The organism is Acidovorax sp. FG60 (assembly GCF_057808995.1).
Map to the genome: position 1 here is coordinate 12,256 of NZ_JBMDJC010000021.1, position 26,802 is coordinate 39,057.

Annotated in this window: 24 protein-coding genes; 14 read left to right on the top strand and 10 right to left on the bottom strand. The window is 67.5% G+C overall.

All coding sequences use genetic code 11. The features are described 5' to 3' along the window. Positions 1 to 70: 70 nt before the first annotated feature. A complete protein-coding gene (locus ACODS0_RS22985; RefSeq protein ID WP_176887897.1) occupies positions 71 to 679 on the top strand; it encodes a LysE/ArgO family amino acid transporter in 609 nt (202 codons plus the stop codon). Positions 680 to 753: 74 nt separating this feature from the next. Further along, positions 754 to 2,334, top strand: a complete 1,581-nt coding sequence (locus tag ACODS0_RS22990; RefSeq protein ID WP_431151547.1) for an ABC transporter substrate-binding protein — start codon at positions 754 to 756, stop codon at positions 2,332 to 2,334. Positions 2,335 to 2,409: 75 nt separating this feature from the next. Here ACODS0_RS22990 and ACODS0_RS22995 read toward each other — a convergent pair whose 3' ends face one another. The 3 genes from ACODS0_RS22995 to hpaI all read right to left on the bottom strand — a co-directional run bounded on the left by ACODS0_RS22995 (position 2,410) and on the right by hpaI (position 4,982). After that, positions 2,410 to 3,033, bottom strand: a complete 624-nt coding sequence (locus ACODS0_RS22995; RefSeq protein ID WP_121421944.1) for a glutathione S-transferase family protein — start codon at positions 3,031 to 3,033, stop codon at positions 2,410 to 2,412. Positions 3,034 to 3,109: 76 nt separating this feature from the next. After that, positions 3,110 to 4,087 carry a 2-dehydropantoate 2-reductase gene (locus ACODS0_RS23000; RefSeq protein WP_488837390.1) on the bottom strand — a complete coding sequence of 326 codons (978 nt, stop codon included), beginning with the start codon at positions 4,085 to 4,087 and terminating at the stop codon, positions 3,110 to 3,112. 64 nt (positions 4,088 to 4,151) lie between these two features. Beyond that, positions 4,152 to 4,982: a 4-hydroxy-2-oxoheptanedioate aldolase gene (hpaI, locus tag ACODS0_RS23005; protein ID WP_488837391.1), complete on the bottom strand. Its 831-nt coding sequence runs from the start codon at positions 4,980 to 4,982 to the stop codon at positions 4,152 to 4,154. A 116-nt stretch (positions 4,983 to 5,098) separates the two neighbouring features. Here hpaI and radA point away from each other — a divergent pair, with 116 nt between their 5' ends. The 7 genes from radA to ACODS0_RS23040 all read left to right on the top strand — a co-directional run bounded on the left by radA (position 5,099) and on the right by ACODS0_RS23040 (position 11,456). Beyond that, complete coding sequence (gene radA / locus ACODS0_RS23010; RefSeq protein WP_488837393.1) at positions 5,099 to 6,475, top strand: DNA repair protein RadA; 1,377 nt, start codon at positions 5,099 to 5,101, stop codon at positions 6,473 to 6,475. 49 nt (positions 6,476 to 6,524) lie between these two features. Further along, the gene (locus ACODS0_RS23015) at positions 6,525 to 6,944 is read left to right on the top strand and encodes a glycerate kinase (protein WP_176887903.1); all 420 of its coding nucleotides are present in this window, start codon (positions 6,525 to 6,527) and stop codon (positions 6,942 to 6,944) included. Between the two features lie 127 nt (positions 6,945 to 7,071). Next, positions 7,072 to 8,010, top strand: coding sequence for a branched-chain amino acid transaminase (locus tag ACODS0_RS23020; RefSeq protein ID WP_488837395.1), 939 nt, complete (start codon positions 7,072 to 7,074; stop codon positions 8,008 to 8,010). Positions 8,011 to 8,015: 5 nt separating this feature from the next. Then, complete coding sequence (locus tag ACODS0_RS23025) at positions 8,016 to 8,222, top strand: zinc-finger domain-containing protein (protein ID WP_055399857.1); 207 nt, start codon at positions 8,016 to 8,018, stop codon at positions 8,220 to 8,222. A gap of 3 nt (positions 8,223 to 8,225) precedes the next feature. After that, complete coding sequence (locus ACODS0_RS23030) at positions 8,226 to 9,041, top strand: glycosyltransferase family 2 protein (RefSeq protein ID WP_055399868.1); 816 nt, start codon at positions 8,226 to 8,228, stop codon at positions 9,039 to 9,041. Beyond that, positions 9,041 to 10,306, top strand: a complete 1,266-nt coding sequence (locus tag ACODS0_RS23035; RefSeq protein WP_488837398.1) for an O-antigen ligase family protein — start codon at positions 9,041 to 9,043, stop codon at positions 10,304 to 10,306. Before ACODS0_RS23030 ends, ACODS0_RS23035 begins: the two co-directional genes overlap by 1 nt. A 175-nt stretch (positions 10,307 to 10,481) precedes the next feature. Further along, on the top strand, positions 10,482 to 11,456 hold the full coding sequence (locus ACODS0_RS23040) for a glycosyltransferase (protein ID WP_488837400.1): 975 nt from the start codon (positions 10,482 to 10,484) through the stop codon (positions 11,454 to 11,456). Between the two features lie 374 nt (positions 11,457 to 11,830). On the opposite strand, the gene ACODS0_RS23045 is transcribed toward ACODS0_RS23040, so the two are convergent. Further along, a complete protein-coding gene (locus tag ACODS0_RS23045; RefSeq protein ID WP_488837402.1) occupies positions 11,831 to 12,994 on the bottom strand; it encodes an NAD(P)H-dependent flavin oxidoreductase in 1,164 nt (387 codons plus the stop codon). A gap of 43 nt (positions 12,995 to 13,037) precedes the next feature. Beyond that, positions 13,038 to 13,907, bottom strand: coding sequence for a LysR substrate-binding domain-containing protein (locus tag ACODS0_RS23050; RefSeq protein ID WP_121507858.1), 870 nt, complete (start codon positions 13,905 to 13,907; stop codon positions 13,038 to 13,040). A gap of 203 nt (positions 13,908 to 14,110) precedes the next feature. Here ACODS0_RS23050 and ACODS0_RS23055 point away from each other — a divergent pair, with 203 nt between their 5' ends. Next, entirely contained in the window at positions 14,111 to 15,304 is a 1,194-nt protein-coding gene (locus ACODS0_RS23055; protein WP_488837468.1) for a YbfB/YjiJ family MFS transporter, read from the top strand. 52 nt (positions 15,305 to 15,356) lie between these two features. Further along, positions 15,357 to 17,264 (top strand): ankyrin repeat domain-containing protein, encoded by a 1,908-nt coding sequence (locus ACODS0_RS23060; protein WP_488837404.1) that lies wholly within the window; start codon positions 15,357 to 15,359, stop codon positions 17,262 to 17,264. 52 nt (positions 17,265 to 17,316) lie between these two features. On the opposite strand, the gene ACODS0_RS23065 is transcribed toward ACODS0_RS23060, so the two are convergent. Both ACODS0_RS23065 and ACODS0_RS23070 read right to left on the bottom strand, forming a co-directional pair. After that, entirely contained in the window at positions 17,317 to 18,555 is a 1,239-nt protein-coding gene (locus tag ACODS0_RS23065) for a HAMP domain-containing sensor histidine kinase (protein ID WP_488837406.1), read from the bottom strand. Positions 18,556 to 18,708: 153 nt separating this feature from the next. Next, entirely contained in the window at positions 18,709 to 19,431 is a 723-nt protein-coding gene (locus ACODS0_RS23070; RefSeq protein WP_055401574.1) for a response regulator transcription factor, read from the bottom strand. Positions 19,432 to 19,711: 280 nt separating this feature from the next. Between ACODS0_RS23070 and ACODS0_RS23075 the strand changes: the two genes are divergently transcribed. Continuing rightward, positions 19,712 to 20,392, top strand: a complete 681-nt coding sequence (locus ACODS0_RS23075; RefSeq protein WP_436131533.1) for a response regulator — start codon at positions 19,712 to 19,714, stop codon at positions 20,390 to 20,392. A 13-nt stretch (positions 20,393 to 20,405) separates the two neighbouring features. Continuing rightward, a complete protein-coding gene (locus ACODS0_RS23080) occupies positions 20,406 to 22,322 on the top strand; it encodes a sensor histidine kinase (protein ID WP_488837409.1) in 1,917 nt (638 codons plus the stop codon). Here the strand turns inward: ACODS0_RS23080 and ACODS0_RS23085 are convergent. Next, positions 22,204 to 23,622, bottom strand: coding sequence for an AmpG family muropeptide MFS transporter (locus ACODS0_RS23085; RefSeq protein ID WP_488837411.1), 1,419 nt, complete (start codon positions 23,620 to 23,622; stop codon positions 22,204 to 22,206). The two genes, ACODS0_RS23080 and ACODS0_RS23085, sit on opposite strands and share 119 nt — an antisense overlap. Positions 23,623 to 23,752: 130 nt before the next feature. Between ACODS0_RS23085 and ACODS0_RS23090 the strand changes: the two genes are divergently transcribed. Then, positions 23,753 to 24,604, top strand: a complete 852-nt coding sequence (locus ACODS0_RS23090; protein ID WP_055401567.1) for a M48 family metallopeptidase — start codon at positions 23,753 to 23,755, stop codon at positions 24,602 to 24,604. Between the two features lie 138 nt (positions 24,605 to 24,742). On the opposite strand, the gene ACODS0_RS23095 is transcribed toward ACODS0_RS23090, so the two are convergent. Together ACODS0_RS23095 and ACODS0_RS23100 are read right to left on the bottom strand one after the other, a co-directional pair. Next, positions 24,743 to 25,807: a GGDEF domain-containing protein gene (locus ACODS0_RS23095; RefSeq protein WP_488837413.1), complete on the bottom strand. Its 1,065-nt coding sequence runs from the start codon at positions 25,805 to 25,807 to the stop codon at positions 24,743 to 24,745. Between the two features lie 298 nt (positions 25,808 to 26,105). Beyond that, on the bottom strand, positions 26,106 to 26,744 hold the full coding sequence (locus ACODS0_RS23100) for an MBL fold metallo-hydrolase (protein ID WP_488837414.1): 639 nt from the start codon (positions 26,742 to 26,744) through the stop codon (positions 26,106 to 26,108). Positions 26,745 to 26,802 lie beyond the last annotated feature (58 nt).

The following is a 26,802-nucleotide window of genomic DNA, read 5'->3' on the forward strand; positions in this document are numbered from 1 at the left end:
TAGCCATTTTGACGGATCGTTAAAAAGTATAGCTGGCGTGACGAGAATGCGATCCCCACAATCCACGCCCATGAGCACCACTGCCTTTCTTCACGGATTCACTTCGACGGCCCTTCTGATCATGGCCATTGGCGCACAAAACGCCTTTGTGCTGCGCCAGGGCCTGCGGCGCGAGCATGTGATGCCGGTGGTGCTGGTGTGCGCGCTGTCCGATGCGGTGCTGTTGCAGGCGGGCGTGTGGGGCATGGGCGGGGTGCTGCTGGCGCGGCCCGAGTGGGCGCAGTTCATGCGCTGGGCGGGCGCGCTCTTCCTGGCCGCCTACGCCGTGCAGGCCGCCAGCCGGGCCTTCAAGCCCGCCCAACTGCTGGTGTCCGCCAATGGGCCGGGCGCCAGCCTGCGCACCACCGTGCTCACGGTGCTGGCGCTGACCTGGCTGAACCCGCATGTGTACCTGGACACCGTGCTGCTGCTGGGCACCATGGCCACCCCGTACCCCACCTGGGGCCGTGCCACCTTTGCCGCCGGGGGCTCGCTGGCCAGCGCCTTGTGGTTCCTGACCCTCGGGTTTGGCTCGCGCTGGCTGGCGCCTTTGTTCGCATCGCCCGGTGCGTGGCGGGTGCTGGACGCTGGCACGGCCGTCACGATGATGGGTTTGGCCATGGTGATGGTTCTAAGCTAACAAATACAAGTTCGTTACACGGAGACGCGACTTGCGCCATAGTGGGGGACTGACTGATCTGGAGTTATTCCCCCATGCGTTTCAAGACCCTCTTGCTCGCGGCCGCGCTGGCCACGGCGCTTCCGATGGCTGTGCAGGCCAAGACCTTCCGCTGGTCCCGCTCGGTGGATATTTCCACCTGGGACATCCACACCCAGAACGTGGGCGTGAACAACACCATGCACGGCGCTGTGTACGACACGCTGGTCGAATACAACAGCAAGACCTTCAAGCCCGAGCCGTCGCTGGCCACCGAGTGGAAGCTGGTCAAGCCCACGCAGCTGCGCCTGACGTTGCGCAAGGGCGTGAAGTTCAGCGACGGCAGCGAGTTCACGGCCGACGACGCCAAGTTCTCGCTGGAGCGGGCCAAGGCCAAGACCTCCAACTTCGCCGTCTACACCCAGGGCATTGACCGCGTGGAAAAGGTCGATGCCTACACCATCGACATCCACTCCGACCTGCCCAACCCGGTGCTGGTGAACCAGCTGACCGAGCTGCGCATCATGAGCCGCGCCTGGGCCGAAAAGAACAAGTCGGTCGAGCCCAAGGACATCAAGACCAAGGACGAAACGTACGCCCACCGCAATGCGCTGGGCACCGGCCCGTACCAGCTCAAGCAGTGGGCACCCGACCAGCGCGTGGTGCTGGAGCCCAACCCGCACTGGTGGGGCAAGGGCAAGTACCCCACCAACCTGACCGAGATCGTCTACACCCCCATCAAGGCCGACGCCACGCGCACGGCGGCGCTGCTGTCGGGTGAGATTGACTTTGTGATCGACCCCAGCCTGCAAGACTTGGCGCGCATCAAGCAGACGCCCACCCTGCAGGTGCTCGAAGGGCCGGAGTACCGCACCATCTTCCTGGGTCTGGACCAGTTCCGCGACGAGCTGCCCGGCTCGGATGTGAAGGGCAAGAACCCGCTGAAAGACCTGCGCGTGCGCAAGGCGCTGTACCAGGCGATCGACATCCAGTCCATCCAGCGCGTGGTGCTGCGCGGCCTGGCCCAGCCCACGGGTACGCTGATTGCCAACCAGGTCAACGGCTGGACTAAGAAGGCCGATGTGCGCTACCCCTTCGACCCCAAGGCCGCGCAAAAGCTGCTGGCCGATGCGGGCTACCCCAACGGGTTTGAGGTGGACTTTGCCTGCAGCGCGGGCCGCTACATCAACGACGAGCAGCTGTGCCAGGCTATCACGTCACATTGGGCCAAGGTGGGAGTCAAGGCCAAGCTGCGCTCGCTGCCGTTTGCCACCTACTTCCCGATGATCCAGCGCAACGAAGCCAGCATCTACCTGCTGGGATGGGGCGTGCCCACGTTTGACGCGTTCTACAGCCTGCAGTCGCTGGTGCGCTCGCCCGGTGCTGGTGGGGATGGCAACTTCAACCTGGGCCGGTTCTCCGACCCGCAAATGGACGCGCTGATCGAGCGTGTGAAGAAGGAAACGGACACCGCCACGCGCAACGGCCTGATCGAGCAGGCGCTGATCAAGGAGCATGAACTGGTGTCGCACATCCCGCTGTACAACCAGGTGATTCCGTGGGCGGGCACCAAGAAGGTGGACATCATCCACCGCGCCGACAACCGCATCGACTGGCGGTATCTGAAGGTGAACTGATCCCGGTTGCCAGCAAAAAGCCCCGGTGCTTCGAGCCAGAAGCACCGGGGCTTTTTTGCGTCCGCAGGTGGCGTATCAGGCAAGTGCGCGCTGCACGGCGGGGCGCTGCAGCATGCGCTGCGTGTGTGCAAACACCTTCGGGAACTGGGCGATGTCCACGCCATCGCTGTGCAGCCAGGTGCCGATGGTGAACAGGTAGCCGTCGGCCACGGTGTATTGCTCGCCCATCACCCAGGGCCCCTGGTCCGCTTGCGGCAGGTAGTGGGTTTCGATGAGGTGAAAGCACTCGGTCATGTTCTGTGGCACCTTGCGCTGCATGGCGGCGTGGGCTTCGGGCTCGTCCGCCCAGCGGCTGGCGCGGGGGCGGTGGGCGTGGGCGATGTGCACCGTGGACGCGAGGTAGCTGTGGAACTCTTGCAGGCGCGCAAAGCCATGCGCGTCGGCGGGCGCCAGGCGCGCCTCTGGAAAGCTCTGCGCCACATAGGCCAGCAGCGCCGGGGTTTCGGTCAGCGTGCCGTGCGGCGTGGCCAGCGCGGGCACGCGGCCCTTGGGGTTCACCGCCAGGTATTCGGGCGTGCGTTGCTGGCCAGCGGCGAAGTCCACGCGCACCAGGTCGTAGGGGGCGCCCGCTTCTTCCAAAGCGATGCGAACGGCCTGCGCGCAGGTGCCGGGGGTGTAGTACAGCGTGAGTTGGGTCATGGTTGGTTTGCTATGAATTAAATAGCTGTTGACGCATATTCCACTAGCGCCTGCAGTCGATTTTGCTTGAAATGACTCAGTACAGGCCACGCGTGCGCGCCATCAGCCGCGTGAGGCCCAGCAGTGCGTCGGTGTGGGGCGTGGGCGTGCCGGTGATCTGGCCTAGCTCGCGCACCGCGCCCACCAGGGCGTCGATCTCCATCGGCTTGTTCGCTTCCACGTCCTGCAGCATCGAGGTCTTGAACGCGCCCAGCTTGCGCGTGACGGCGTGGCGGTCCTCGGGCTGCTGGTCAATCGGCAGGCCCAGTTGGTCGCCGATGGCCTTGGCTTCCAGCATCACGGCGCTCACAAAACCGCGCACCAGCTCGTCGTCCAGGATGCGGTCGGTAGTGGCGCCGGTGAGCGCGCTGATGGGGTTCATGGTGAGGTTGCCCCACAGCTTGAACCAGATGTCCTTCTGAATGCAGCTGCTCACCTCCACATCGATGCCACCGCGCTGCAGCGTGTCGGCCAACGCTTGCAGGCGCGCGCTCTGGCTGCCGTCCGGCTCGCCCACGATGAGGCGGTTGCCGAAATGCTGTTTGACGAAACCCGGCGCTTCGAGCGAGCAGCTGGTGTGCACCACGCTGCCCACCACGTTGCGCGCCGGGATGGCCTGGGCAATCACGCCCCCCGCGTCCACGGATTCGAGGGCACGCCCCTGCGCCGCGCCGCCAAAGCCGTCGAGAAACCACCACGGCACGCCGTTCATGGCGGTGAGCACGATGGTGTCGGGCCCGATCAAGGGCGCCATGGCGCGCGCCACGTCGGGCAGGCCCGGGGCCTTGACGGCGACCACCACCAGGTCCTGCACGCCCAGTGCCGCCGGGTCGCTGTGGGTCGTGACTGCCACCTGTGCCAAGGTGCCGTCCGCGCGCCGCATGCGCAGCCCCTCGGCCTGCAGGGCGCGCAGCGTGTCGCCGCGCGCCACCATGCTGACCGGGTGGCCCGCTTGCGCCAGGGCCACGCCCAGCCAACCTCCGATGGCGCCTGCGCCGTAAATACAAACTTTCATGGTGGTCGTGCCTTTGTCTTCCGGTGAGTGTCGTGGTGAATCGGTGTGTGGTGTCTTGTGGGCTTCAGTAGCCCGCAGGGCGCGCTGGTGTGCCCCCAGCGTCGGCGCGAAAGCGCGCCAGCAGATTCTGCGCAGCGCTGACCAGCAGCATGGTGTCCACGCCCACGGCCACAAACAGTGCGCCCGCCGCCAACCACTGGCGCGCCTGGGATTCGGTGGTGGCCAGGATGCCTGGCGCTTTGCCCGCACGCAGGATGCGGGTGATGCCGTCGTGGATGGCGGCCTGCACGTCAGGGTGCCCTGGGTTGCCGGGGTGACCCATGGAAGCCGACAGGTCGGCCGGGCCGATGAACACGCCGTCCACCCCTGGCGTGGCGGCGATGGCGTCGAGGTGGGCCATGGCTTCCACCGTTTCTGCCTGCACCAGCAGGCAGATCTGCTGGTTGGCCTCGTGCACATACTGGGGGTAGGCCTGCCAGCGCGACGAGCGGGCGAGCGCGCTGCCCATGCCGCGCACACCCTCGGGCGCGTAGCGCGTGGCGCGCACCAGCTGCTGGGCTTGCTCGGCCGTGTCCACCATGGGCACCAGCAGGGTCTGTGCGCCGATGTCCAGGTACTGTTTGATCAGTGCCGTGTCGCCCACGGGGACGCGTGCGATGGGGTGGGGCGCCTGCACGCCGGGGGGCAGCGCGCTGGTGGCGCTGGCGATGGCCTGCAGCTGGTGCAGGATGGAGCGCAGGTCATTGGGCGCATGTTCGCCATCGACCAGCAGCCAGTCGTAGCCGGTGCCCGCTAGGATTTCGGCGCTGTAGGCATCGGCCAGCCCGAGCCACAGGCCGATCTGCGCCTGGCCCTGGGCCATGGCCTGTTTGAAGCGGTTGGTGGGTGTCTGCAATCTGAACTCCGTGCGGCAGTGCCAAGCCCGCCATCGTACGGGCTGTTGCTATTCCAGTGGGCATGGCCGCTATAGTCGGCTGCCCCCACTTCGGGGCAGCCTCAACGACACCTGCCATGGCCAAAGAAAAAACCACGTTCACCTGCACCGAATGCGGCGGTACCAGCCCGCGCTGGCTGGGCAAATGCCCGGCCTGCGGTGCCTGGAACACGCTGATCGAGCAGGTGGCCGAGGCCGGGCCGGGCAAGAACCGCTACAGCGGCTCGCAGTTTGCGGGCCTGGCCCAGGCGCAGGCCGTGATGCCGCTGTCGGCCATCGAGGCCAGCGATGTGGAGCGCACACCGAGCGGCATCGACGAGCTGGACCGTGTGCTGGGCGGCGGCATTGTCGAAGGTGGTGTGGTGCTGATCGGCGGCGACCCGGGCATTGGCAAGTCCACACTGCTGTTGCAGGCGCTGGATGCGCTGCAGCGCGCAGGGCTGCCCACCTTGTATGTGACGGGTGAGGAAAGCGGTGCCCAGGTGGCCCTGCGCTCGCGCCGCCTGGGGCTGGACCACAGCCAGGTCAACGTGCTGGCCGAGATCCAGCTCGAAAAGATCCTGGCGACCATCGAGTCCATGCAGCCTGCGGTGGCCGTGATCGACTCGATCCAGACCGTGTACTCCGACCAGCTCACGTCCGCGCCCGGCTCCGTGGCGCAGGTGCGCGAATGTGCGGCGCACCTCACGCGTTGTGCCAAGGCCTCGGGCGTGGCCATCGTGCTGGTGGGGCATGTGACCAAGGAAGGTGCTCTGGCCGGGCCGCGCGTGCTGGAGCACATGGTGGACACGGTGCTGTACTTCGAAGGCGACACGCACAGCCAGTTCCGCCTGGTGCGGGCCATCAAAAACCGCTTCGGCGCGGTCAACGAAATCGGCGTGTTTGCGATGACCGAGAAGGGCCTCAAGGGCGTGAGCAACCCCAGCGCCATCTTTTTGAGCCAGCATTCCGAGCCCGTGCCCGGCAGCTGCGTGATGGTGACGCTGGAGGGCACGCGCCCGCTGCTGGTGGAGATCCAGGCCCTGGTGGACAGCGGCGGCCCCAGCCCGCGGCGCCTCTCGGTGGGCCTGGACAAGGACCGGCTGGCCATGCTGCTCGCCGTGCTGCACCGCCACGCGGGGGTTGCGTGCATGGACCAGGACGTGTTCGTGAATGCCGTGGGCGGCGTGCGCATCAGCGAGCCAGCGGCCGACCTGGCGGTGATGCTGTCCATCACCTCCAGCCTGCGCGGCAAGGCGCTGCCGCGCGGCTTTCTGGCGTTTGGCGAGGTGGGGCTGGCGGGCGAGGTGCGGCCCGCGCCCCGCGGCCAGGAGCGCCTGAGGGAAGCTGCCAAGCTCGGTTTCAGTGTGGCCGTGGTGCCCAAGGCCAATGCGCCCAAGAAACCCATTGAGGGGCTGACCATCCACGCGGTGGAGCGGGTGGAAGAGGCCATGAACGTGGTGCGGGGCTTGTAAGCAATGCCCACAGCCACACACGGTTGAGGCCGTAAGACAATCCCAGCCTATGAATCTGCGCAATATCCTGGTGCCCCTGGGGGCGGTGGCCCTGGTCGGGTTTGGTTTTACAGCCTACGGCTGGGCCGGTGTGGCGGCCGTGGTGGGCGGGCTGGTCATGTGGGCCCTGCTGCATTTCACGCGGCTGGTGAATGTGATGAAGAAGGCCGCCAAGCGCCCCATCGGCTATGTGGGCAGTGCGGTCATGCTCAATGCCCGGCTGGCTGAGGGCGTGAACCTGATGCATGTGGTGGCCATGACGCAGGCGCTGGGGGAACTGCTGTCGCCCGAGGGCGCTGACCCCGAGGTGTACCGCTGGACAGACGGCACCCAGTCGCATGTGACCTGCGAGTTTCGCCATGGCAAATTGGTGAAATGGACGCTGGTGCGGCCGGAGGGCGAAGCGGCCGCCACTCCCCCCCAAGGCTGACCGCTGCACAGGCCCTTGCCCTTGGCGGGGCACCATTTGCTGCACTGCACCCTGGTGCCCCGGTTCCTGGCCCGCTGCGGCCCCGTAAAATCCCGGTTTTGCGACCCACAGCAACCAAAGGATTCCCATGAGCCCCGTAGTTCCCTCGATGGCCGACCGTGACGGCAAGATCTGGATGGACGGCCAGATGGTCGATTGGCGCGACGCCAAGATCCATGTGCTGACCCACACCCTGCACTACGGCTGCGGCGCCTTCGAAGGCGTGCGCGCGTACAACACCGCCAACGGCACGGCGATCTTCCGCCTGGAAGAGCACACCGACCGCCTCTTCAACAGCGCCAAGATCTTGCGCATGAAGATCCCGTTCACCAAGGAAGAAGTGAACGAAGCCCAGAAGGCCGTGGTGCGTGAAAACAAGCTCGAATCCTGCTATCTGCGTCCATTGACCTGGATCGGCTCGCAAAAGCTGGGTGTTTCACCCAAGGGCAACCAGATCCACCTCATGGTGGCCGCCTGGGCCTGGGGCGCCTATCTGGGCGAGGAAGGCCTCAAGCGCGGCATCCGCGTCAAGACCAGCAGCTACACCCGCCACCACGTCAACATCACCATGACGCAGGCGAAGGCGGTGAGCAACTACACCAACTCCATCCTCGCCAACATGGAAGCCACGGACGATGGCTACGACGAAGCCCTGCTGCTGGACAGCTCGGGTTTTGTGTCCGAAGGCGCGGGCGAAAACATCTTTGTGATCAAGAACGGCGTGATCTACACGCCCGACCTGTCGGCCGGTGCCCTGAACGGCATCACCCGCAACACCGTGTTCCACATCGCCAAGGACCTGGGCCTGGAGATCGTGCAAAAGCGCATCACGCGCGACGAGGTGTACATCGCCGATGAGGCCTTCTTCACCGGCACGGCCGCTGAAGTCACGCCCATCCGCGAACTCGACCGCATCGAGCTGGGCAGCGGATCACGCGGCCCCATCACCGAAAAAATCCAGAGCGCCTTCTTTGACATCGTCAACGGCCGCAACTCCAACTACGCCCACTGGCTCGCGAAAGTCTGAACACCATGTCCCAAGCCGCCATCGAACTCCTGGCCAAGGACCTCAATGCCCAGGGTGGGGTTTTCTGCCCCAGCCCCAAGGCCGATATGAAAATCTGGAACAGCCACCCCAAGGTGTACCTGGATGTGGCCCGCACCGGCGAGGCCAAGTGCCCGTACTGTGGCACGGTGTACCGCCTGAAGGCGGGCGAGCACGTACACGCTGGCCACTGATTGATGCCCGTGGGAACCGGCGGCGCATCGGCGCCGCCCACGTTGACCGTGGCGGTGCTGACCCACAACGAGGCGCACCGTATTGAGGCCTGCCTGAAAAGCGCCGCGTTCGCCGACCAGCTGCTGGTGGTGGACAGCGGCAGCACGGACAACACCGTGGCCATCGCCCAAAGCCTGGGCGCCGAAGTCCACAGCTATCCCGACTGGCAGGGCTTTGCCGTGCAGCGCAACCGGCTGCTGGCGCATTCGCGCGGCGACTATGTGTTTTTCCTCGACGCTGACGAGGTGATGACACCCGCGTTTGCGCAGGAGCTGCAGGCCATCGTCCGTTCGGGCGAGCAGGCAGTGTGGACCATCCGCTGGCGCATGGTGGCCTATGGGCACGAGCTCAAGTATTTCCGGTCGCAGTCGCAGATCGAGCGCCTGTTTGTGCGTGCGCTGGTGAAGGAATACACCGGGGTGGTGCACGAGCAGGCCCAGCTCCATGCCCTGCCCGGTGGCGCAGCGGTGCCGCGTCGCCTCATCAAGGCGCGGCTGCTGCACTACTCACGCACCACGGTGCGCGGCAGCCTGGAGAAGCTTACCCAGTACGTGATGCTCGGTGCCGCCAAGCGGGCGGAGGCGGGCAAACGCGGCGGCGTCTTGCGGGGCCTGGCGTCGGGCGGGTCGATGTTCTTGCGTCTGTATGTGTTCCGGCTGGGCTTTTTGTGTGGCGGCGCGGGCTTTCTGTACTGCCTGTTTGTGGCGCTGGAGGGCTTTTTCCGGTACGCCGCCCTGCACTACGACCGCGACAGCCTGACGGGGCGGGTGATTCGCTGATGACGTCTTTGCAGGATACCCACCGCTGGTTTTCCCGTTGCGCCAGCATTGGCGCGTTCATGGTCCCGGGGCTGGCGCTGTGGCTGCCCTCGGGCTATTCCTACGGCGCCGTGCTGCTGCTGCTGGTCACGCTGGCCAGCGCGCCGCTGTGGTGGCGCCGCCCTGCGCCGCGTGCCGCCTGGTGGCTGACGGCGGCTTTTTCGTGCATGGCTGCGCTGTGGATGCTGGATGTGGGCGCCACCTGGGGCTGGGGCAGCATGGATCGGCCGGTCAAATACCTCCTGGCCTTGCCCTGCATCTTTTTCCTGATGACGTTCGAGCCCCGTGCCGCCTGGCTGTGGATGGGTGTGGCGGTCGGCGCAGTGGGCAGCGGGCTGGTTGCGCTGTACCAGACCTTCGTGATGGAGCTGCCGCGTGCCAATGGATTCACCAACGCCATCCAGTACGGCAATCTGAGCATGCTGCTGGCCGTGATGAGCGGCCTGCTGCTCGTCGTGCAATGGAAGCGATGGTGCCTGTGGCAGCGGTTGCTGCTGGCCAGCGCCATCGGGCTGGGTGCCGCCGGCTCGGTGCTCTCCCAGTCGCGCGGCGGCTGGCTGGCGCTGGTGCTGTTGCTGCCCGTGTGTGCCTGGCTGCTGGTGCGCACCACCGGGCAGCGGCGCGTGTACTGGGGCCTGTGTGCGCTGGCGCTGGCGGCGGCTGCGCTGTCGCAGGTGCCCGCGGTGGAGCAGCGGGTGGACGAGGCGCGCCAGGAAGTGCAGGTCTACAAGGACCACGGTGACGGCCGCAGCTCGGTTGGCCAGCGGCTGGCGCATTGGCGCCTGGCGTGGCAGATGGGCTGGGACCGACCCTTCACCGGCTGGGGCCGGGCCGGGTATACCGACGAGAAGGCCCGGCGCGTGGCCGCCGGGCTGGCGCATCCCGTGGTGCTCGAATTTGGGCACGCGCACAACGAAATCCTGGACCTGTTTGCCAAACGCGGGCTGCCTGGCGTGCTGTTGCTCATGGCGTTCTACGGCATTCCGCTCGCGATGTTCTGGCCCACGGCGCGGCGCATTCGCGACGGTGCCGGCAAGATGGACAAGGAGTCGCTCTCGCTGTGCCTGGTGGGTGTGATGGTGCCCCTGTCGTACATCGGGTTTGGGCTCACGCAAGTGTTTCTGGCTCACAACAGCGGCAACATGTTCTACCTCTTCATGTGCCCCCTGGTGCTGGCGGCCCTGCACGAGCGGCGCACGCGCATGGGCTGCCCAAGACCGCTTTAGATGAAGCTCCCCCTGAGTCGCTTCGCGCCTTCCCCCTCTCTCGCTGCGCGGGAGGGTGGCGCCACCCGTGGCCTGGCAAAGCCAGCTCCACGGTGGCACTGGCTTGGGCCGAGCCAGTTTCATGGTCTGCGGGTGTCGCGTAGCGCCATGGAAAACTGAGACGAAAGATTTCCCTATGCACATCCTGCTCATCAACAACTCCCCCATTCCCGTCTACGGCTACGGCGGTACCGAGCGTGTGATCTGGGATCTGGGCAAGACGCTGGTGCAGCTCGGTCACCGCGTGAGCTATCTGGTGCCCGACGGGTCCAGCTGCGACTTCGGCCATGTGCTGCCCATCCGCCCCGACGCACCGTGGGAGGGCCAGATCCCGGCCGATGTGGACATTGCGCATTTCCAGTTCAACCCCCGCACCGAGCTGAGCAGGCCCTATCTGGTCACCGAGCACGGCAACGCGCGCAAGCCCAAGCCGCTGCCGCTGAACACCGTGTTCCTCTCGCGTGACCACGCCGCGCGTTACGGTTCCACCGAGTTTGTCTACAACGGACTCGATTGGAGCGGCTATGGCCCTGTGGACTTTGACCGCCCACGGCCCCACTACCACTTTCTGGGCAAGGCGGCCTGGGGCGTGAAGAACGTGCGCGGCGCGATCAAGGTGGCCAAGATGGCCGGCGTGGAACTGGACGTGCTGGGCGGAGACCGCATCAACTTCAAGCGCGGCTTTCGCTGGACGCTGTCGCGCAAGATCCACTTTCACGGCATGGTGGGCGGCACGCAGAAGACCGGCCTGCTCAATGCTTCGCGCGGACTGATTTTTCCGGTGCGCTGGCACGAGCCCTTTGGCCTGGCCGTGATCGAAAGCCTGTACTTCGGCTGCCCGGTGTTTTCCACGCCCTACGGCGCATTGCCCGAGCTGGTGCCGGTGCACTGCGGCGTGCTGTCGGCCGAAGCCTCCGTGCTGGCCGAGGCGGTGCGCAACAACCGCTTTGACGCCCGCGCCTGTCACCAGCATGTGGTCGATCACTTCGGCGCCGAGCGCATGGCCCGCAACTACCTGCGCATGTACGAGCGCGTGCTGGCGGGTGAGAAGATCAACGCCCAGCCGCCTGTCATCCAGGGGCCTGCGCGCGAACTGCCCTGGAGGCAGTGAATCACCCCCTGAGACGCTGCGCGCCTTCCCCCTCTCTCTACGCGCTTCGCGCTATGGGAGGGGGACGCCACCGGTGGCCCGGCGAAGCCGGTTCCACGGTGGCACTGGTTTTTTGCGGCGCGCCGGTATCGAAAGGAGTGAGCATCGCGGGCCGGTCACCCGAGGGGCCGAGGATCGCCAACCGGCGCTCCCATGTCGCCCCACCCGTTGCCCGTCGGGCCGAGCCGTTCGAGGCGGGCACCTTCCCCGGTCATTCGGGCTGAGCTTGTCGACGCCAGGGCGCGCCATGCAGTGGCGGCCGCTGAAAAACCAGTCAAATAGGCCGCTAGCGCTTATTCATCAAGCGCAACTCGCTATTTAATTAATAGCAAAAGTCACCTCTGCCCCGCGCCCTGCGCTCCCACGGCTGCCAGCGCGGCGCGCCATTCCTCTTCCAGCACCGCCACGAGCGCCGCCGCTGGCATGGGGCGCACCGCCGCCACGCCCTGGCCGGCCCACAGTGAGAGGTAGTCCGCCCGCCCCGCCTCGGCAGACGCCCGGCGCAGCGCGCCGGTGAGGGCGTTCTGCACCGGGTAGGCTGGCACATCGGCCTCGTGCGCGTGCAGCCGCTGCAGCATCGTGTTGACGATGCCACGCGCCGGGCGGCCCGAGAAGACGCGGGTGGTGCGCGTGTCCGTGCCGGTGGCGTGGGCCAGCGCATCACGGTAGGCCGGGCCGATGCCCGACTCGTCGCAGGCCAGGAAGGCCGTGCCCATCTGCACCGCCTCGGCGCCCAGGGCCTGGGCCGCGGCGATACCGCGGCCGTCCATGATCCCGCCGGCCGCGATCACCGCCACGCCCCGGGGGCGCAGCGCATCCACGCACTGCGGGATGAGGGCCATGGTGCCCACCATGGACGCCGCAAAGTCGGCCTGCGAGGGGCCCTTGGCGGCAGGGGCCTTTTCTGCGGGCGCAAGGCCCTCGGCCTGCAGACGGCCCGTGGGCAAAAAAGTGCCCCGGTGGCCGCCCGCCTCCATGCCCGATGCGACCACCGCGTCCGCGCCCACATCGGCCCAGGCCACGGCCTCGGCCACGGTGGTGGCCGTGCCGATGACGGTGCAGCCCGCGCTGTGCAGCCGCTCGACCTGCGCGGCGTTCAGGATGCCGAAGGTAAAACTCGCTACGGCCGGGCGCGCTTCGACCAGGGCGTCGAACTGGGCCGCAAAGTCCTCGCACCAGCGCGCGGGCTCGGCGGGCGTGAGGCCGAACTCCGCATACAGCGGCGCCAGACGGGCCACGGCCTTTTCCACCGTGGCCGCATCGGGCGCGGGCGTTTCCTGCACGAAGAGATTGAGCCCGAAGGGCCGGTCGGTGCGCCGCCGCACCTCGGCCGCCGCCTCGGCCATGGCTGCGGGGGAGCGCATGCCGCAGCCCAGGGTGCCCAGCCCGCCCGCTGCGGACACGGAGGCAGCCAGCGCCGGGGTGTCGGAACCCGTCATGGGCCCCTGGATGATGGGCAGACGCAGGGAGAGGGCGGTGCGCAGGCTGCGGTGGGGCATGGTGGCGTTCCGTTCGCTAAAAAAGGGAAGAAGAGAAGGGTTGTCAGTCGCGCAGCACTTGCTGCAGCGCATCCAGCGCCGCGGACCGGTAGCCGTGGCGCGACACCAGCAGCGTCTGCAGGGTGGTCAGGGGGTGCTGGGCCAGCAGCGCGGCGTGGGGCGAGAGCTGGAGCACCGAGCGTGGCACGATGCCCACGCTGCCACCCCCCGCCACGCTGGCCAGGATGGCGTGGTACGAGCCCAGTTCCAGCGTCTGCATGGGCGGGGTGCGGGTTGCGAACCAGTCCTGCGCCACCCCCCGGTAGGTGCAGCCAGGCTCGAACACCGCCAGCGTGCCGGGCACCACATCCTGCGGGCCGGACACGGGCGGATGCCCCGTGGGCAGCACCAGGATCAGTTCCTCGGCGAACACGGGGCTGGCATCCAGCGCAGGGTCGGGCGACTGCCCTGGCGGCCAGGCCACCAGCACGGCGTCGAGCGCATGGGCGCGCAGCCGCTCCAGCAGTTCGCGCGTGGGGGCGGTCGACAGCTCCAGCGCCACCCCGGGCCACTGGCGGTGCAGTTGCGCCAGCGGGGCGGGCAGGCGGCTGGCGGCGGTGCTTTCCATCGAGCCCAGGCGCAGGCGTCCCGTGGGCTGGCCTGGCCGCACGGCCTGCCGAGCCTCCTCGGCCAGCGCCAGCAGCCGGTCAGCGTAGCCCCGCAGCACTTCGCCCTCGGGCGTGAGCGCCATGCGCTTGCCCTCGCGCAGGAACAGCGGGGTGCCCAGGTCGGCCTCCAGCTGGCGCACCCGCGTGGTCACATTGGACTGCACGCGCTGCAGCCGCTCGGCCGCGCGCGTGACGCTACCCTCTGCCGCCACGGTGCGGAAGATGTCGAGGGCGGCCAGATCGAGTGGGGGGGATGCTTTATCCATCTTGAAAAAGTATGAATGTCAAAAATTCAATCTCTTGCTAAGATCATAAGACCCCGCATCCGACGCCGCAACTCCCCCACCGTCCCACCCTCCCACAGCGCAACCGCCCCCATGCCGTGACCCAGGCCACTTCTTCTTCCACGCTTGCAGCCACCCGCCGTGGCGACACCGGCTCCTCCGCGCTCCAGGTCGCACTGGCGGGCATGGCCGCGCTGGCTGCCGCCATGGGCATCGGCCGCTTTGCCTTCACACCGCTGTTGCCCATGATGCTGCACGACGGCGTGGTGGACATCGCCACCGGCAGCTGGCTGGCCACGGCCAACTACGCGGGCTACCTGGGGGGTGCGCTGCTGTACATGGCCTTGCCCTGGCTGGGTCGGCGCCTGGGCGCGGTGCCCGGCAACGCGGCCCTGGTACGGGGCGGGCTGGTGGCCACGGTGCTGCTCACAGCCGCGCTGGCCCTGCCATGGCCCGTGCTGTGGCCGCTGATGCGGTTGCTGGCCGGTGTGGCCAGCGCCATGGTGTTCCTGGGCACGGCCAACTGGTGCATGGGCCGGCTGGCCCACCTGGGGCATCCGGCCCTGGGCGGGTTGATCTTTTGCGGTCCGGGCCTGGGCATCGTCGCCACCGGCCTGCCCACCAGCGCCATGGTGGCAGCGGGCTGGAGCGCCGCCACGGGCTGGGCGGTGTTCGCCGTGCTTGCCGCCTTGCTGTGCGCGCTGGTGTGGCCGGTGGTGCGGGGCAGCGAAGCCTCCTCGGTGGGGCCAAGCGCCGCAAGCATGGCGGCCACGGCGCCACCTCCGCCCGCGCCGAACCCGGCAGCCGAGCGCGCCCTGCTGGCGCTGGCCTATGGCCTGGCCGGCCTGGGCTACATCGTCACGGCCACCTTCCTGCCCGTGATCGCGCGGGCCGCGCTGCCTGCGGGCTCGGCCTGGCCCGACCTGTTCTGGCCCATCTTCGGCGCGGGTGTGGCGCTGGGGGCGCTGCTGTCCACGCGCATTCACCCTGCGCGGGACCGGCGCCTGCTGCTGGCGGGGGCCTACCTGTTGCAGGCGGCGGCCATCGGCCTGGGCCTGCTCTGGCCCGGCCCGGCAGGCTTTGCATTCGGTAGCCTGCTGCTGGGCCTGCCCTTCACGGCCATCACGTTCTTTGCGTTGCAGGAGGCGCGACATCAGTGGCCCCAGGCTGGCGCAGGCTTCACCGGCCTGATGACCGCGCTTTACGGCATCGGCCAGATCGCGGGGCCGCCCATGGCGGCTGCACTCCTGGCGCGCGCGGGCTCGCAGGCGCAGGGGTTTGACTGGGCGCTGGGTGTGGCGGGGGCTGCGCTGGGGTTGGGGGCGGCGCTTTACGGCTTTATGGCGTGGCACTGGCGGGAAGTGCATCAAAAAAAGTAGCTGCTAGCGCTTGCTGTATAAGGCTTGGCTGCCCATCTGACCCAAAAATACCGTGAAGCGCCTCGACCTGACCCTGGCCGCGCAGCCTTTGGCGCAAACCCTTTCCACGTTGGCGGGCCGCGTCCCCGCGCGGCAGGCGCAGGCCCTGGCGCTGCTGGCTGACCATCAACGCTGGGACGCCCTGCTCGCGCTAGCCCGGCTGTGGGGGCGGCCGGGTGCCAGTGAACTGCTTCGGCCCAAGGGGTTCACTCCGTTTCTGTACCGCGCCAGCGCCTGCGCCGCCGCGTCCGTGGCAACGCTCGATGGCCTTCGCCGCCTGGGCGGCCTTCCAGGCAGCGACGCCCAGGTGGCCGCGCAGGCCCGCGAGTTGGCCGAGTGGGAGCGCGGCAAGTGGCCTGCTGCGCCCTCCACTTTGCATGCCTGGCTCAATGAAGGGTTGCGCTGGGCGGTGTCCGGCGGCGATGTGGCGCGTGTGGAGTGGTGGGTGGCAGTGGGGGCTGACCTGCACCACCACGATGCCAAAGGCGACAACGCCATCCAACGGGCCCGCACACCGGAAATGCTGGACTGGCTGCTGGTTCAGGGCGTGTCCACGGATGGGACATGCCGCCACGGGGGCCGCGTCGCCTGCAGCGTGGTGCGCTGGGGCCGTTATGAGGCGCTGCGCTGCCTGCAAACGCATGGCCTGGACATGGAAAAGCTGGATTGGCCGCCGTTGCACCGGTTGGTGGCGCTGGGCACGGCGAAGGAGGTGGGCTCTGCGCTGCAGGGGCCGGATGGTGCGGCTCTGCGCATGCAGCTTGAAGTCCGCGACGGCTGGAGCCGCACGCCCGCCATCCACGCGGCGGCACAAGGTGCGGTGGACAAGCTCGCACTGCTGCGCGACGCAGGCGCCGACTTGCAGGTGAAGTGGCGCGATTTACCGCTGCTTCAGTGGATCATCGACTCCCGCCAGCCCGATGCGCTGCGCTGGTGGCTGGCCCAGCCGGGAGCGGATGTGGAAACGCCGCTGGGCGGCCTACGCGACACTCCCTTGCTCGCTGCGGTCGAGAACGACGACCTGCCCATGGCCAGTGCGCTGCTGCAAGCTGGCGCCGACCCTCAACGTTACAACGACAACAACAGCTGTCCTATGAACAGGGCCTGTAGCCGCGCCATGCTGGAGCTGCTGGTCGCCCACGGCGGCCAGGTCCAGCACCTGGGCCGCGATGGCACGCGCCTCTGGCTGGGCCAGCCGTTGTGGGACGAGCGCGAGCCAGGCTGGCTCGTCACCTGCACGCCCGACGGGTTCAAGCACCACCACACGCCCCGTCCAGGGCGGCAGAACGGCGAGGACGTCACCACCGCGTTTCACCTTGCCATGCTGGAGTCGGGTGAGAGCGCTTATGGCGCGGGCGAGGCGTTCGGATTGAACCGCAGCTTCAGCGATACACCCTGGCAGCACATCTGGAACGCCGACCGCTTCGGCCAAAGCCTGACCGGCCTGCCCGATGGTCGCTGGGTGCAGATCGGCGGAGAGCATGAGGACGGCTACGACCCCGACTTCTTCATCTACGCGGATGTGATCGTCCACACCCCGCCCAGCGAGCCGGGTGGCGCCTGGGACCGGCGCGTGTTCGCCTACCCGGAGGATGTGTTCCCGCCCACCGACTCCCACACCGCCACCCTGGTGGATGGCCGCATCATCGTCATCGGCTGCCTGGGCTACCCCGCGCAGCGCCGTCCTGGCGAGACGCCTGTCTACGCATTGGATGCGCACACCTTTCAGATGCAGAGGCTCGATGTCACGGGCACCGGGCCGGGCTGGCTGCACAAGCACCAGGCGCAGCGGGTGGCGCCGGGCGTGGTGGAGGTGTGGGGTGGAGAGCGCTGCACCGGCGCCAACCAATGGCAGGCCGTGCCGGGGCGTTGGCGGCTCGACCTGGCGCAGCTTCAATGGCAGGCCGTTGCTGGATCGTAAAAATTCAGGTCGATTTGGTTGCTAGCGCTTATCTGTAAAGCGCTAGAAGCTATTATTTTTGTAGCGGTAGCCGCAGCACAAAGCAGGCCCCAGGGGCGCCATCAGGCCGGTCCTCGCAGTGCACCGTGCCGTTGTGGCGCCCTGCAATCGAGCGCACCAGCGCCAGCCCCAGGCCCACGCCGCCTGCGCGTTCGCTGGCGCCGGGCAGGCGGTAGAAGGGCTCGAAGATGCGTTCGCGGTGGGTCACCGGCACGCCCGGGCCGCGGTCGCACACGCGCACCTCGGCGTGGCCCTGGCGGCGTTCGACCACCAGGGTGATCTCGCCGGTGCTGTAGCGCCGGGCGTTTTCCAACAGGTTGCGGATGGCGCGGCGCAGAAGCTTGGGGATGCCGTGCACGTCCACGGAGTCCGAACTCACGTCCAGGTCGGCGTCCACGCGTGCACACTCTTCGGCAGCCAGGCCGATCAGATCCACCAGCTCCACGGTACCCACATCGGCTTCGCGTGCATCCAGGCGACTGGCCAGCAGGATCTCGTCCACGAGCTGGTCCAGCTCGGCAATGTTGCGCAGGATTTCCTCACGGAACGCGGGCGAGGGCTGCTGTCCGCCCATCAGCTCCAGCCCCATGCGGATGCGGGTGAGCGGTGAGCGCAGTTCGTGCGAGGCGTTGGCCAGCAGCGATTTGTGCGACTTGACCAGCGTTTCCACGCGCGCAGCGGCGGCGTTGAACTGGCGCGCGAGGTCGGCCACTTCGTCCTGCCCTTGCTCGGGCACACGCACCGACAGGTCACCCTCGCCAAACTTTTGCACGCTGCGTTGCAGGGCTTCGAGCCGCAGCGTGAGGCGCCGGATGATGGGGTACACACCCACGGCCACGGCCAGGCCCACGATGCCCAGCAGCCACAAAAAGCCGAACGGTGGCCGGGTCCAGAACGCGGCGTCGCCCTGGTTCGGACCTCCGGGTCGGCCGCCCCGATCGCCGCGTGGCTGGCGAGGCGCCATCTGCAGCAGAAAGACCTGCCCGGTGTCCGATTGGATCTGGAATTCAATGCCTTCGCCCGGCTCGCTGGGCTGGCGCGTGGCCAGGCCCTTGAGCACCTGCGTGCCGTTGGGATCGCGCAGCACCATCTCGCGCGAGGGCGGCACGAACGGCTGGGCGTTCTGCGCCTTTTGTTCCTCGGCCATGCGCCAGGCCCAGCCCACGGTCAGCGTCAGCACCGCGATGCCGCCGACCACGGCCAGCCAGATGCGCAGGTACAGACGGCGGGAGAAGGGGGTGGAAAGGGACATTGAAACTCGATTAGCGTCAGCGTCAATATCCGCAGCACGCGCGCTGCTGGAAACTGGCGCAGCACAGGCCAGTGGCCGCCGCGCAAGGGCCGCCCCGCCGCGCTGGCGGCGTCCCCCTGTGGGGGATGGCGCGGAGCGACTCAGGGGGCATGGCTAATCCTGTTGTTTCGCAAAAACGTAGCCCACGCCACGCACCGTGAGGATGCGGCGCGGGTTCTTGGCGTCGGCCTCTATGGCGGCACGGATGCGGCCCATGTGCACGTCGATGGAGCGGTCAAACGCCTCCAGCTCGCGGCCGCGCACGGCCTCCATGATCTGGTCGCGCGTGAGCACCCGGCCCGCGCGCTCGGCCAGCGCCACCAGCAGGTCGAACTGGTAGGAGGTGAGGTCGGCCAGCTCGCCTGCCACGGTCACGGTGCGGGCGTCGCGGTCGATCTCCAGCGTGCCAAAACGCAGGACCTGCGTGGCCGCCGTTGCATTGCCGCCATCGGTGCGGCGGCGCAGGATGGCGCGGATGCGGGCCAGCAGCTCGCGCGGCTCAAACGGCTTGGGCAGGTAATCGTCGGCACCCAGCTCCAGGCCGATGATGCGGTCCATGGGGTCGCCCTTGGCGGTGAGCATGAGCACCGGCACCTGGGCCGCATGGCCTTGCAACGAGCGGATGCGCCGGCACACTTCCAGGCCGTCCATGTCGGGCAGCATGAGGTCCAGGATCACGAGGTCGGGCAGCGGCCCGGCGTCGGGTCCCTGCAGCTGCGCCAGGCCACTCTTGCCGTCCGCGCGGTGCGTGACCTGCAGGCCCGACTGGCCCAGGTACTCGCCCACCATCTGTGCGAGGCGGGCGTCGTCTTCGATCATCAGCAGTTGGGAACTCATGGGGGCAGTGTAGTAGCGGGTGGCTTCATGGTCGCCAAGGGCTGTCTCGGTGCGTTGTCGGCCATGTAAACCTCCCGTAAAGCCACCAAGCCCGTGCAGCCGTACGACCGCGGTCAAACTTGCCCTGCCGCGCGGTCCCGCCCGGGCCGCTTGTGTTGCACGCATGCCATGCGCAGGAGGCGCAGCTTCTTCTTGTGTGGGCACTGCTTTGCCCCTACGCTCGGAGCATGAATTCCCCCTTCCTTACGCCGGGATGCCACGGCGCCAGCCCGCCGTCCGCATGACGCTCCCGGAGCCTCGCCTTGCCCCGTCCGGGCGCGACGTCTCCGTGGCGATCGTGGAGGACGATCCGCGCACGCGGCGGCGGTTCGAGCACGCGCTGGCGCGGGCCGACCGCCTGTGGCTGGCCTACTCTGCGGGCACGGTGGGCGAGATGGTGGCTTGGCTGCGCGACAACCGTGTGGACGTGCTCCTCGTGGACCTCGGGTTGCCCGACGGCTCCGGCCTTCAGGTCATCAGCCATTGCCGCAAGCTTTCGCCCGGAACCGAGATCATGGTCATCAGCATGTTCGGCGACGAAGCCAACATGATGCGCGCCTTCGAAGCCGGCGCACGCGGCTACCTCCTCAAGGACGGGACCGAAGACGATCTCGCCGACCATGTCCTGAGCCTGAATGCCGGCGGATCGCCCATGACCCCCATCATCGCGCGCCAGTTGCTGACACGTCTGTCGCCCGCGCCAGCGACGACCAGTGCGCCTCCCGCCGATGCGACCTTGACGGCGCGGGAGCGGGATATCCTCGCCAAGCTTGCGCGCGGCTACACCTACGCCGAAACCGCAGAGATCCTAGGCATCTCGCCTTCCACGGTCCAATCGCATGTCAAGAACATCTACAGCAAGCTGGCGGTTCATTCAAAGACGGAGGCGATTCACGAGGCGCGGCAGCTGGGGCTTCTGTAGCAGGCTACCGGGCATGCCGCGGGAGGCGCCGCTGCGCGTGCTCTGGATTGCGGTGCTGTGGGTGCTTCTCGGCGGCACGGTGCAGGCCCAACCGGAGGTAGGGACGATTGCGCAGGCGCATGCGTACCTCGAACCCGATGGCGCCGAACCCTGGGCGGGGCTGGTGGCGCTTCCACATCTCTGGGACAAGGCCTACCCCGGCAAGTCCGGGCGCGCGCGCTACCTGCTGGCGCTTCCTCCCGTGCCGTCCGATGGGGTCCTCAGGGGGATCTATTTTCCCCGGGTGGGCAACCAGGTCGAAGTTTTCGTCGGCGGCGATCTGATTGCACACCGCGGCGTGCTGGGCGACGGCCGCACCGATGCGACCAAGGCGCCGCTGTGGGTGCCCGTGCCTGCGCGCCTGTTGTCACAAAGCGTCCCCACCGTGCTGGAGGTTCGTGTAGCCGTGCAAGCGGTGCGCTGGGGTGGACTGGCCGCACCGCGCTTCGGGCATGAGGCCGTGCTTCAGCCGCAGTACCGCGAGCGCTATGTCTGGCGGCAGTGGGGCGCAGTGGCCGTGGTGTTTGCACTGGCCCTCACGGGCGTGATTGCCGCAGGGCTGTGGCACCTCAACCGGGAGCCGGTGTACGGCTATTTCGCGCTGTGCGCGCCGTTCGGGATGCTGCGCTTCGGCGACCGGCTGTGGAGCACCTCGCCCCTGGGATGGCCGGTGTGGGGCGGCATCGTGGCGCTCTCGCTGGCGGTGCACGTCCTGCTGCTGGTGCGCTTCTCGCTGGCTTTGATCGGCCGCGACGGGCCTGGGGCCCGGCGGGCGTTCTGGGTGCTGCTGCTCGCTGAAACCATCCTGGTGTCAGCAGCTTTTGGCCTGTTCCAGCCGGAGTACTGGACCGCCGCACTGGGATTGCTGTTCGTGCCTGCGGTTGGGGCCTATGTCATCGCTGCAGGGGAAGCGATCGTGGCCCGCAAGCCCGAGGCCATCGCCTTCTGTATTGCCAGCTTCGTTCCCATAGGCGCGGGCCTGTACGACTTCCTGGAGATCCGCATCGCGACAGAAAGCGTGGGCCGCTCTTCGTACCTTCCTCTGGCGACCATGCTCTTCGTGCTCCTGATGGGCTGGCTCATCCTGGATCGTTATGCCCGCCAGGTGCGTGCATACCAGGCCCTGAGCAATTCCCTGGACGAGAAGGTGCGCCAGCGCGAGCGTGAGTTGGAGGTCAGCTACGCGCTCCTGCAGCAGGAGCATGAGCAGCACGCGGCCCTGCAGGAGCGCCAGCGCATCATGCGCGACATCCACGACGGCGTGGGATCGCAACTGGTGGGGCTGCTCAGCCTCATTGGCAAAGGCCGGTCCAGCCGGGCCGCGCTGCGTGAGCACGCGAATGCGGCGCTGGACGAATTGCGCATGGCCGTGGACGCCATGCAGCCGGTGGACGGTGACCTGGCCACCGTGCTGGCCACGCTGCGCTACCGGCTACAACCGCGGCTGTCCGCCTCGGGCATCTCGGTCGATTGGCAGGTGGACGAAGAACTGCCCACGCTGGACAGCCTCACACCGCACAGGGTGCTTCAGATCCAGCGCATCCTGCTGGAGGCATTCACCAACGTGCTGCGGCATGCGCAGGCCACCCGCGTACGGGTCAGCGCGCGCCAGCAGCCGGGGCCGGTGCGCCAGCCCGATGATGAGTCGCCGTGTCTGGTGCTGGAGATCGCCGACAACGGTGTGGGCATGAGGGACCCCGCCCACATGCACGGCGGACAGGGCCTGGCCAACATGCGCGCACGCGCGCAGGCTATCGGCGCGCAGTTGGATGTCACGTCTGTGCCGGGCCAGGGGACGTGTGTGCGGATTGCATTGCTGGGGGAGCCTGCACCCGCGATGCCAGCCACACCAGCACCAGCACCGGCAGCCCCAGCAGCGCCGTCGATGTGAAGAACTGCGCATAGCCAAATGCATTCACGTAATCGCCCGAGAAACCCGCCACAAACTTGGGCAGCAGCAACATCATCGAGCTGAACAGTGCGTACTGCGTGGCCGAGTAACTCACGTTCGTCAGGCTCGACAGATAGGCAATGAATGCGGCCGACGCAATGCCACTGGCCAGGTTGTCGGCCGACACCACGGCAATCAGCGCCGTCACGTCGTGCCCGTGGCCCGCCAGCCAGGCGAACAGCAGGTTGCTGGCGGCGCTCAGGATGGCGCCCAGCATCAGGATGCGCATCACGCCAAAGCGCATTGACAGCACGCCGCCCACAAAGGCACCGGCCAACGTCATGATGACGCCGTACACCTTGGTCACGGCGGCCACTTCGTCTTTGGTGAAACCCATGTCCACATAGAACGGGTTGGCCATGATGCCCATCACCACGTCGCTGATGCGGTAGACGGCGATGAGCGCCAGGATCAGCGCCGCGTGCCAGCCATAGCGGCGCAGAAAGTCGGCAAACGGCTCCACCATGGCGCCCTGAATCCACTCCGCCGCGTTGCGCGCCGGGGGCAGTTGCACTGGCGCGGGCTCGCGCGAAAACAGCACGGTGACCACGCCCACGGCCATCGAGGCCGCCATCACCAGGTACGCTACCTGCCACGCGCTGTTCTGGTAGGCCGCAGCGCCTTGCGCCACGGCCTGCCCGATGGCGGGTGCCACCTCGGACCGCGCTGCAATCCACAACACCCCCGCGCCGGCCCAGATCATGGCCAGGCGGTAGCCCGTCTGGTACGACGCTGCCAGCGCCGCCTGGTGGTTGGCGTCGGCGGATTCGATGCGGAAGGCGTCGAGCGCGATGTCCTGCGTGGCCGAGCCAAATGCCACCGCCAGCGCGCACCACACGATAGGGCCCAGCGTCTGGCGCGGGTCGGCCAGCGCCATGCCCACCAGCCCGGCCACGATCAGCGCCTGCGACAGCAGCAGCCAGCTGCGCCTGCGCCCCAGCGCGTGTGTGAGCAGCGGAATCGGCAGCCGGTCTACCAGTGGCGCCCACACCCACTTGAAGCCGTAGGCCAGGCCCACCCAGCTCAGGTAGCCGATGGTGCTGCGGTCAATGCCCGCCTCGCGCAGGCGAAAGCTCAGCGTGCCCAGCACCAGCAGCAGTGGCAGCCCGGCCGAGAACCCGAGCGTGAGCATGCGCAGACTGGCGGGCTCCAGGTACACGCGCAGGGTCTGCAGCCAGGGCGTGCGGTGCGGCTTTTCCGGGGTGAGGTTGGGGGCGGATGAAGTGGAGGTGTCTGACATGGGCGCGCGGAGGTTTTGTCTATCATCGCCGACACACCCTTGTAGCCAGCCTGCCGGCCTCCATCTGCGCGGCAGACTCTGGTGTGTTGTGTGCCAGCTCTGCTCATTATTCCTTCTGGGATCGCCTTGTATGTGTCTTTTCTGCCCCGCTCCCTCTGTTGCGCCCTCGTCCCCGTGGTCGGCGCGCCGCGCCTTCCTGCTGGCGGCAGGCGCCAGCGCTGCGGCGCCAGTGCTCGCGCAGGTCGAGGTGGGCTCGGCATCCAGCCTGCGCAAGCTGGTGCCCGCTGAAACGCTGGAAAACTCCGCAGCCCAGCAGTACCAGCAGATGCTGCAGCAGGCCAAGGCCAAGCGCGCGCTGGCACCCAGCGACCACCCGCAACTGCAGCGCCTGCACGCCATCGCCAAGCGGCTGATTCCGCACACCATGCCGTGGAACGACCGCGCCAAACAATGGCGCTGGGAGGTCAACCTCATCGGCAGTTCGCAGATCAACGCCTTCTGCATGCCCGGCGGCAAGATTGCGTTCTACACCGGCATCCTGGACCAGCTCAAGCTCACCGACGATGAGACCGCCATGATCATGGGCCACGAAATGGCCCACGCGCTGCGCGAACATGCGAGAGAGCGCATCGCCAAGACACAGGGCACCAACCTGGCGCTGCGCCTGGGCTCGCAGCTGCTGGGGCTTGGCGACCTGGGCCAGGCGGCGGCGGGGCTGGGTGGGCAGCTGCTCACGCTGCAGTTCAGCCGCTCGGACGAGACCGATGCCGACCTGGTGGGGCTGGAGCTGGCCGCCCGCGCAGGCTACCAGCCCTCGGCCGCCGTAAGCCTGTGGCAGAAGATGGGCAACGCCAGCGGCAGCAAGCAGGGCGGGCTGGCGTTTTTGTCCACCCACCCTTCAGGCCCCGCGCGCATCCGTGAGCTGGAGGTGAATGTGCCCAAAGTGCAGGGCCTGTACGAGGCGGCGCGGCGCAACGGGTAGTCGTGGACGGCGGGTGGGTGGCAGAGGCGCGCCATCGAAAGGTGCCTGGGAATCCTGATGCTACTGTTTTAATAGCTGTTAGCGCTTGATGAGTAAGCGATAGCGGCCAATTTGACTAAGAATTTGGCTGCCGTGGAGCTATGCCACGCTCACCCGGTTGCGGCCCGCGTTCTTGCTTTGGTACAGCGCCTTGTCGGCGCGTGCAATGGCAGCTTGCAGGTCTTCGGCGCTGTGCACCTGGGCCACGCCAAACGACATGGTCAGCGCGATGGGCGCCTGGCCCACGTCCAGTGGCGTTTGCTCGATGGCGGTGCGGATGCGTTCGGCGGTGGCGCTGGCGGCGTCCAGCGGGCTAGCGGGCATCAGCGCCAAAAACTCCTCGCCGCCCCAACGCGCCAGCACGTCCCCTTCGCGCAGGTTGGCGGCCAGCACTTTGGCCATGGCCACCAGTACCTCGTCACCCACGGCGTGGCCGTATTGGTCGTTGATCCGTTTGAATAAGTCCACATCACACAGCAGCAGGGTGACTGGCGCGCCGTCGCGCTGGCTGCGCGCCAGCGCGTTGGTAGACAGGGCTTCGAAGTGGCTGCGGTTGGCTAGGCCGGTCAGCGGGTCGAGCGTGGCCTGCTTGCGCAAGCGGGCCTCCGCGATCAGGATCGTGCGGCGGTAAAAGGCCGACAGCGCGGCCGACATGGCGAACACTAGACAGATGTGTACCCAGTTCACGATGTTGACGCTGCGGGCGGGCAGGGGGTCGAGCGGACCCAGGTGGCTGCTCAGTGCATGCAGGCCCAGGTAGTACGCCAGCAACGCCAGCACCATCGGTGCGGCATACCCCCGCGTATTGGCAATCACGATGGCAGGAATGAACATCAGCAGGTAGTAGTGAAACCCGCTGTCCCAGCCGATGAGCAGCGAACCCAATGCCGAATGCCCCACCACCTCCAGCCAGATCAGCACCAGCCCGGCCACGTTGTAGCGTTTCTGTATGAGCCGGTATGCGCCCAGGTACATGCCGATGCTGATCACGTTGATGGCCGCCAGGGGCTGCGAGCCCAACCACAGAAACAGCGCGATGTAGCCGACATCGATGGCCGCTGCGGTCAGCGCCACCCGCTGCACCATGGCCCAGTAAGCCTTGCCCGCCAGGCTGGAGCCGCGCTGCGGTGCTAGGGGAGGGCGTGGCTTGAAGGTGGGGTTCATGGCGCGAAAGCGGGGCGGGGCGGATGGAGCCTGGGCAAGGGTGCCACAGGCTGCTTACAACACGATACATCGTAAGCATGCAGACCATCGGCGGTCCGCAGAACTGGCCGCTTTTGCAACGCATATCCGCCCCGGGCGGGCGCCTGGGTGGGGCGGGGCGACCTCCTAAAAGGAGAAAGTAGTAGTCAAATTGGTCACTAGCGCTTGTCCATCAAGCGCTGGCAGGTATCAAAAAGTACTAACGAGGCGATGTGCAGTGAATCGCTGCGAGACGTTTCTGAGGCTCTTCAGGCACGTCTCAGGTCCCGCCCACGTAGGGATTGCTCTGGCGCTCACGCCCGAAAGTGCTCTCGGGCCCATGCCCCGGGATGAACACCGTCTGGTTGCCCATGGGCCACAGGCGCTCTGTGATGCTGTCGATGAGCTGCTGGTGGTTGCCCTGCGGGAAATCCGTGCGGCCCATGCTGCCCGCAAACAGCACATCGCCCACAAACGCCCGGTCGATCTGCGGCGCGTGGAATACCACATGCCCGGGGGTGTGCCCGGGGCAGTGGCGCACGTTCAGGGTCTCGTTGCCGATCTGCACCGTGTCGCCATCGTGCAGCCAGCGCGTGGGCGTGAAGTGCTGCGCGGGCGGAAACCCAAACATCGCGCTTTGCTGCGGCAGGCCGTCAATCCAGAACTGGTCACCCGGGTGGGGGCCAACGATGGGCAGCGAAAGCCGCTCTGCCAGCTCGCCCGTGCCGCCCGCGTGGTCGATGTGTGCGTGGGTGAGCCAGATCTGTTCGAGCGTGAGGCCCAGGCGCTGGATCTCTGCCAGCAGCACCTCCAGGTCGCCGCCGGGGTCGATCACGGCGGCTTTGTGGGTGGCGTCGCACCAGACGAGGGAGCAGTTTTGCTGGAACGCGGTGACGGGGATGGTGAGGTAGTGGAGCATGGTGGGTGAGGTGGTGGTGTGTATTTTTGCAGGCCTGGCGCACGGCGGCCGGGAGAGG

Excerpts from the sequence above, each read along its gene's own strand:
- ACODS0_RS22985 (WP_176887897.1), top strand. The coding sequence starts at position 71 with ATGAGCACCACTGCCTTTCTTCACGGATTCACTTCGACGGCCCTTCTG.
- ACODS0_RS22990 (WP_431151547.1), top strand. The coding sequence starts at position 754 with ATGCGTTTCAAGACCCTCTTGCTCGCGGCCGCGCTGGCCACGGCGCTT.
- ACODS0_RS22995 (WP_121421944.1), bottom strand. The coding sequence starts at position 3,033 with ATGACCCAACTCACGCTGTACTACACCCCCGGCACCTGCGCGCAGGCC.
- ACODS0_RS23000 (WP_488837390.1), bottom strand. The coding sequence starts at position 4,087 with ATGAAAGTTTGTATTTACGGCGCAGGCGCCATCGGAGGTTGGCTGGGC.
- radA (WP_488837393.1), top strand. The coding sequence starts at position 5,099 with ATGGCCAAAGAAAAAACCACGTTCACCTGCACCGAATGCGGCGGTACC.
- ACODS0_RS23015 (WP_176887903.1), top strand. The coding sequence starts at position 6,525 with ATGAATCTGCGCAATATCCTGGTGCCCCTGGGGGCGGTGGCCCTGGTC.
- ACODS0_RS23020 (WP_488837395.1), top strand. The coding sequence starts at position 7,072 with ATGAGCCCCGTAGTTCCCTCGATGGCCGACCGTGACGGCAAGATCTGG.
- ACODS0_RS23025 (WP_055399857.1), top strand. The coding sequence starts at position 8,016 with ATGTCCCAAGCCGCCATCGAACTCCTGGCCAAGGACCTCAATGCCCAG.
- ACODS0_RS23030 (WP_055399868.1), top strand. The coding sequence starts at position 8,226 with ATGCCCGTGGGAACCGGCGGCGCATCGGCGCCGCCCACGTTGACCGTG.
- ACODS0_RS23035 (WP_488837398.1), top strand. The coding sequence starts at position 9,041 with ATGACGTCTTTGCAGGATACCCACCGCTGGTTTTCCCGTTGCGCCAGC.
- ACODS0_RS23040 (WP_488837400.1), top strand. The coding sequence starts at position 10,482 with ATGCACATCCTGCTCATCAACAACTCCCCCATTCCCGTCTACGGCTAC.
- ACODS0_RS23045 (WP_488837402.1), bottom strand. The coding sequence starts at position 12,994 with ATGCCCCACCGCAGCCTGCGCACCGCCCTCTCCCTGCGTCTGCCCATC.
- ACODS0_RS23050 (WP_121507858.1), bottom strand. The coding sequence starts at position 13,907 with ATGGATAAAGCATCCCCCCCACTCGATCTGGCCGCCCTCGACATCTTC.
- ACODS0_RS23055 (WP_488837468.1), top strand. The coding sequence starts at position 14,111 with ATGGCCGCGCTGGCTGCCGCCATGGGCATCGGCCGCTTTGCCTTCACA.
- ACODS0_RS23065 (WP_488837406.1), bottom strand. The coding sequence starts at position 18,555 with ATGTCCCTTTCCACCCCCTTCTCCCGCCGTCTGTACCTGCGCATCTGG.
- ACODS0_RS23070 (WP_055401574.1), bottom strand. The coding sequence starts at position 19,431 with ATGAGTTCCCAACTGCTGATGATCGAAGACGACGCCCGCCTCGCACAG.
- ACODS0_RS23075 (WP_436131533.1), top strand. The coding sequence starts at position 19,712 with ATGACGCTCCCGGAGCCTCGCCTTGCCCCGTCCGGGCGCGACGTCTCC.
- ACODS0_RS23080 (WP_488837409.1), top strand. The coding sequence starts at position 20,406 with ATGCCGCGGGAGGCGCCGCTGCGCGTGCTCTGGATTGCGGTGCTGTGG.
- ACODS0_RS23085 (WP_488837411.1), bottom strand. The coding sequence starts at position 23,622 with ATGTCAGACACCTCCACTTCATCCGCCCCCAACCTCACCCCGGAAAAG.
- ACODS0_RS23090 (WP_055401567.1), top strand. The coding sequence starts at position 23,753 with ATGTGTCTTTTCTGCCCCGCTCCCTCTGTTGCGCCCTCGTCCCCGTGG.
- ACODS0_RS23095 (WP_488837413.1), bottom strand. The coding sequence starts at position 25,807 with ATGAACCCCACCTTCAAGCCACGCCCTCCCCTAGCACCGCAGCGCGGC.
- ACODS0_RS23100 (WP_488837414.1), bottom strand. The coding sequence starts at position 26,744 with ATGCTCCACTACCTCACCATCCCCGTCACCGCGTTCCAGCAAAACTGC.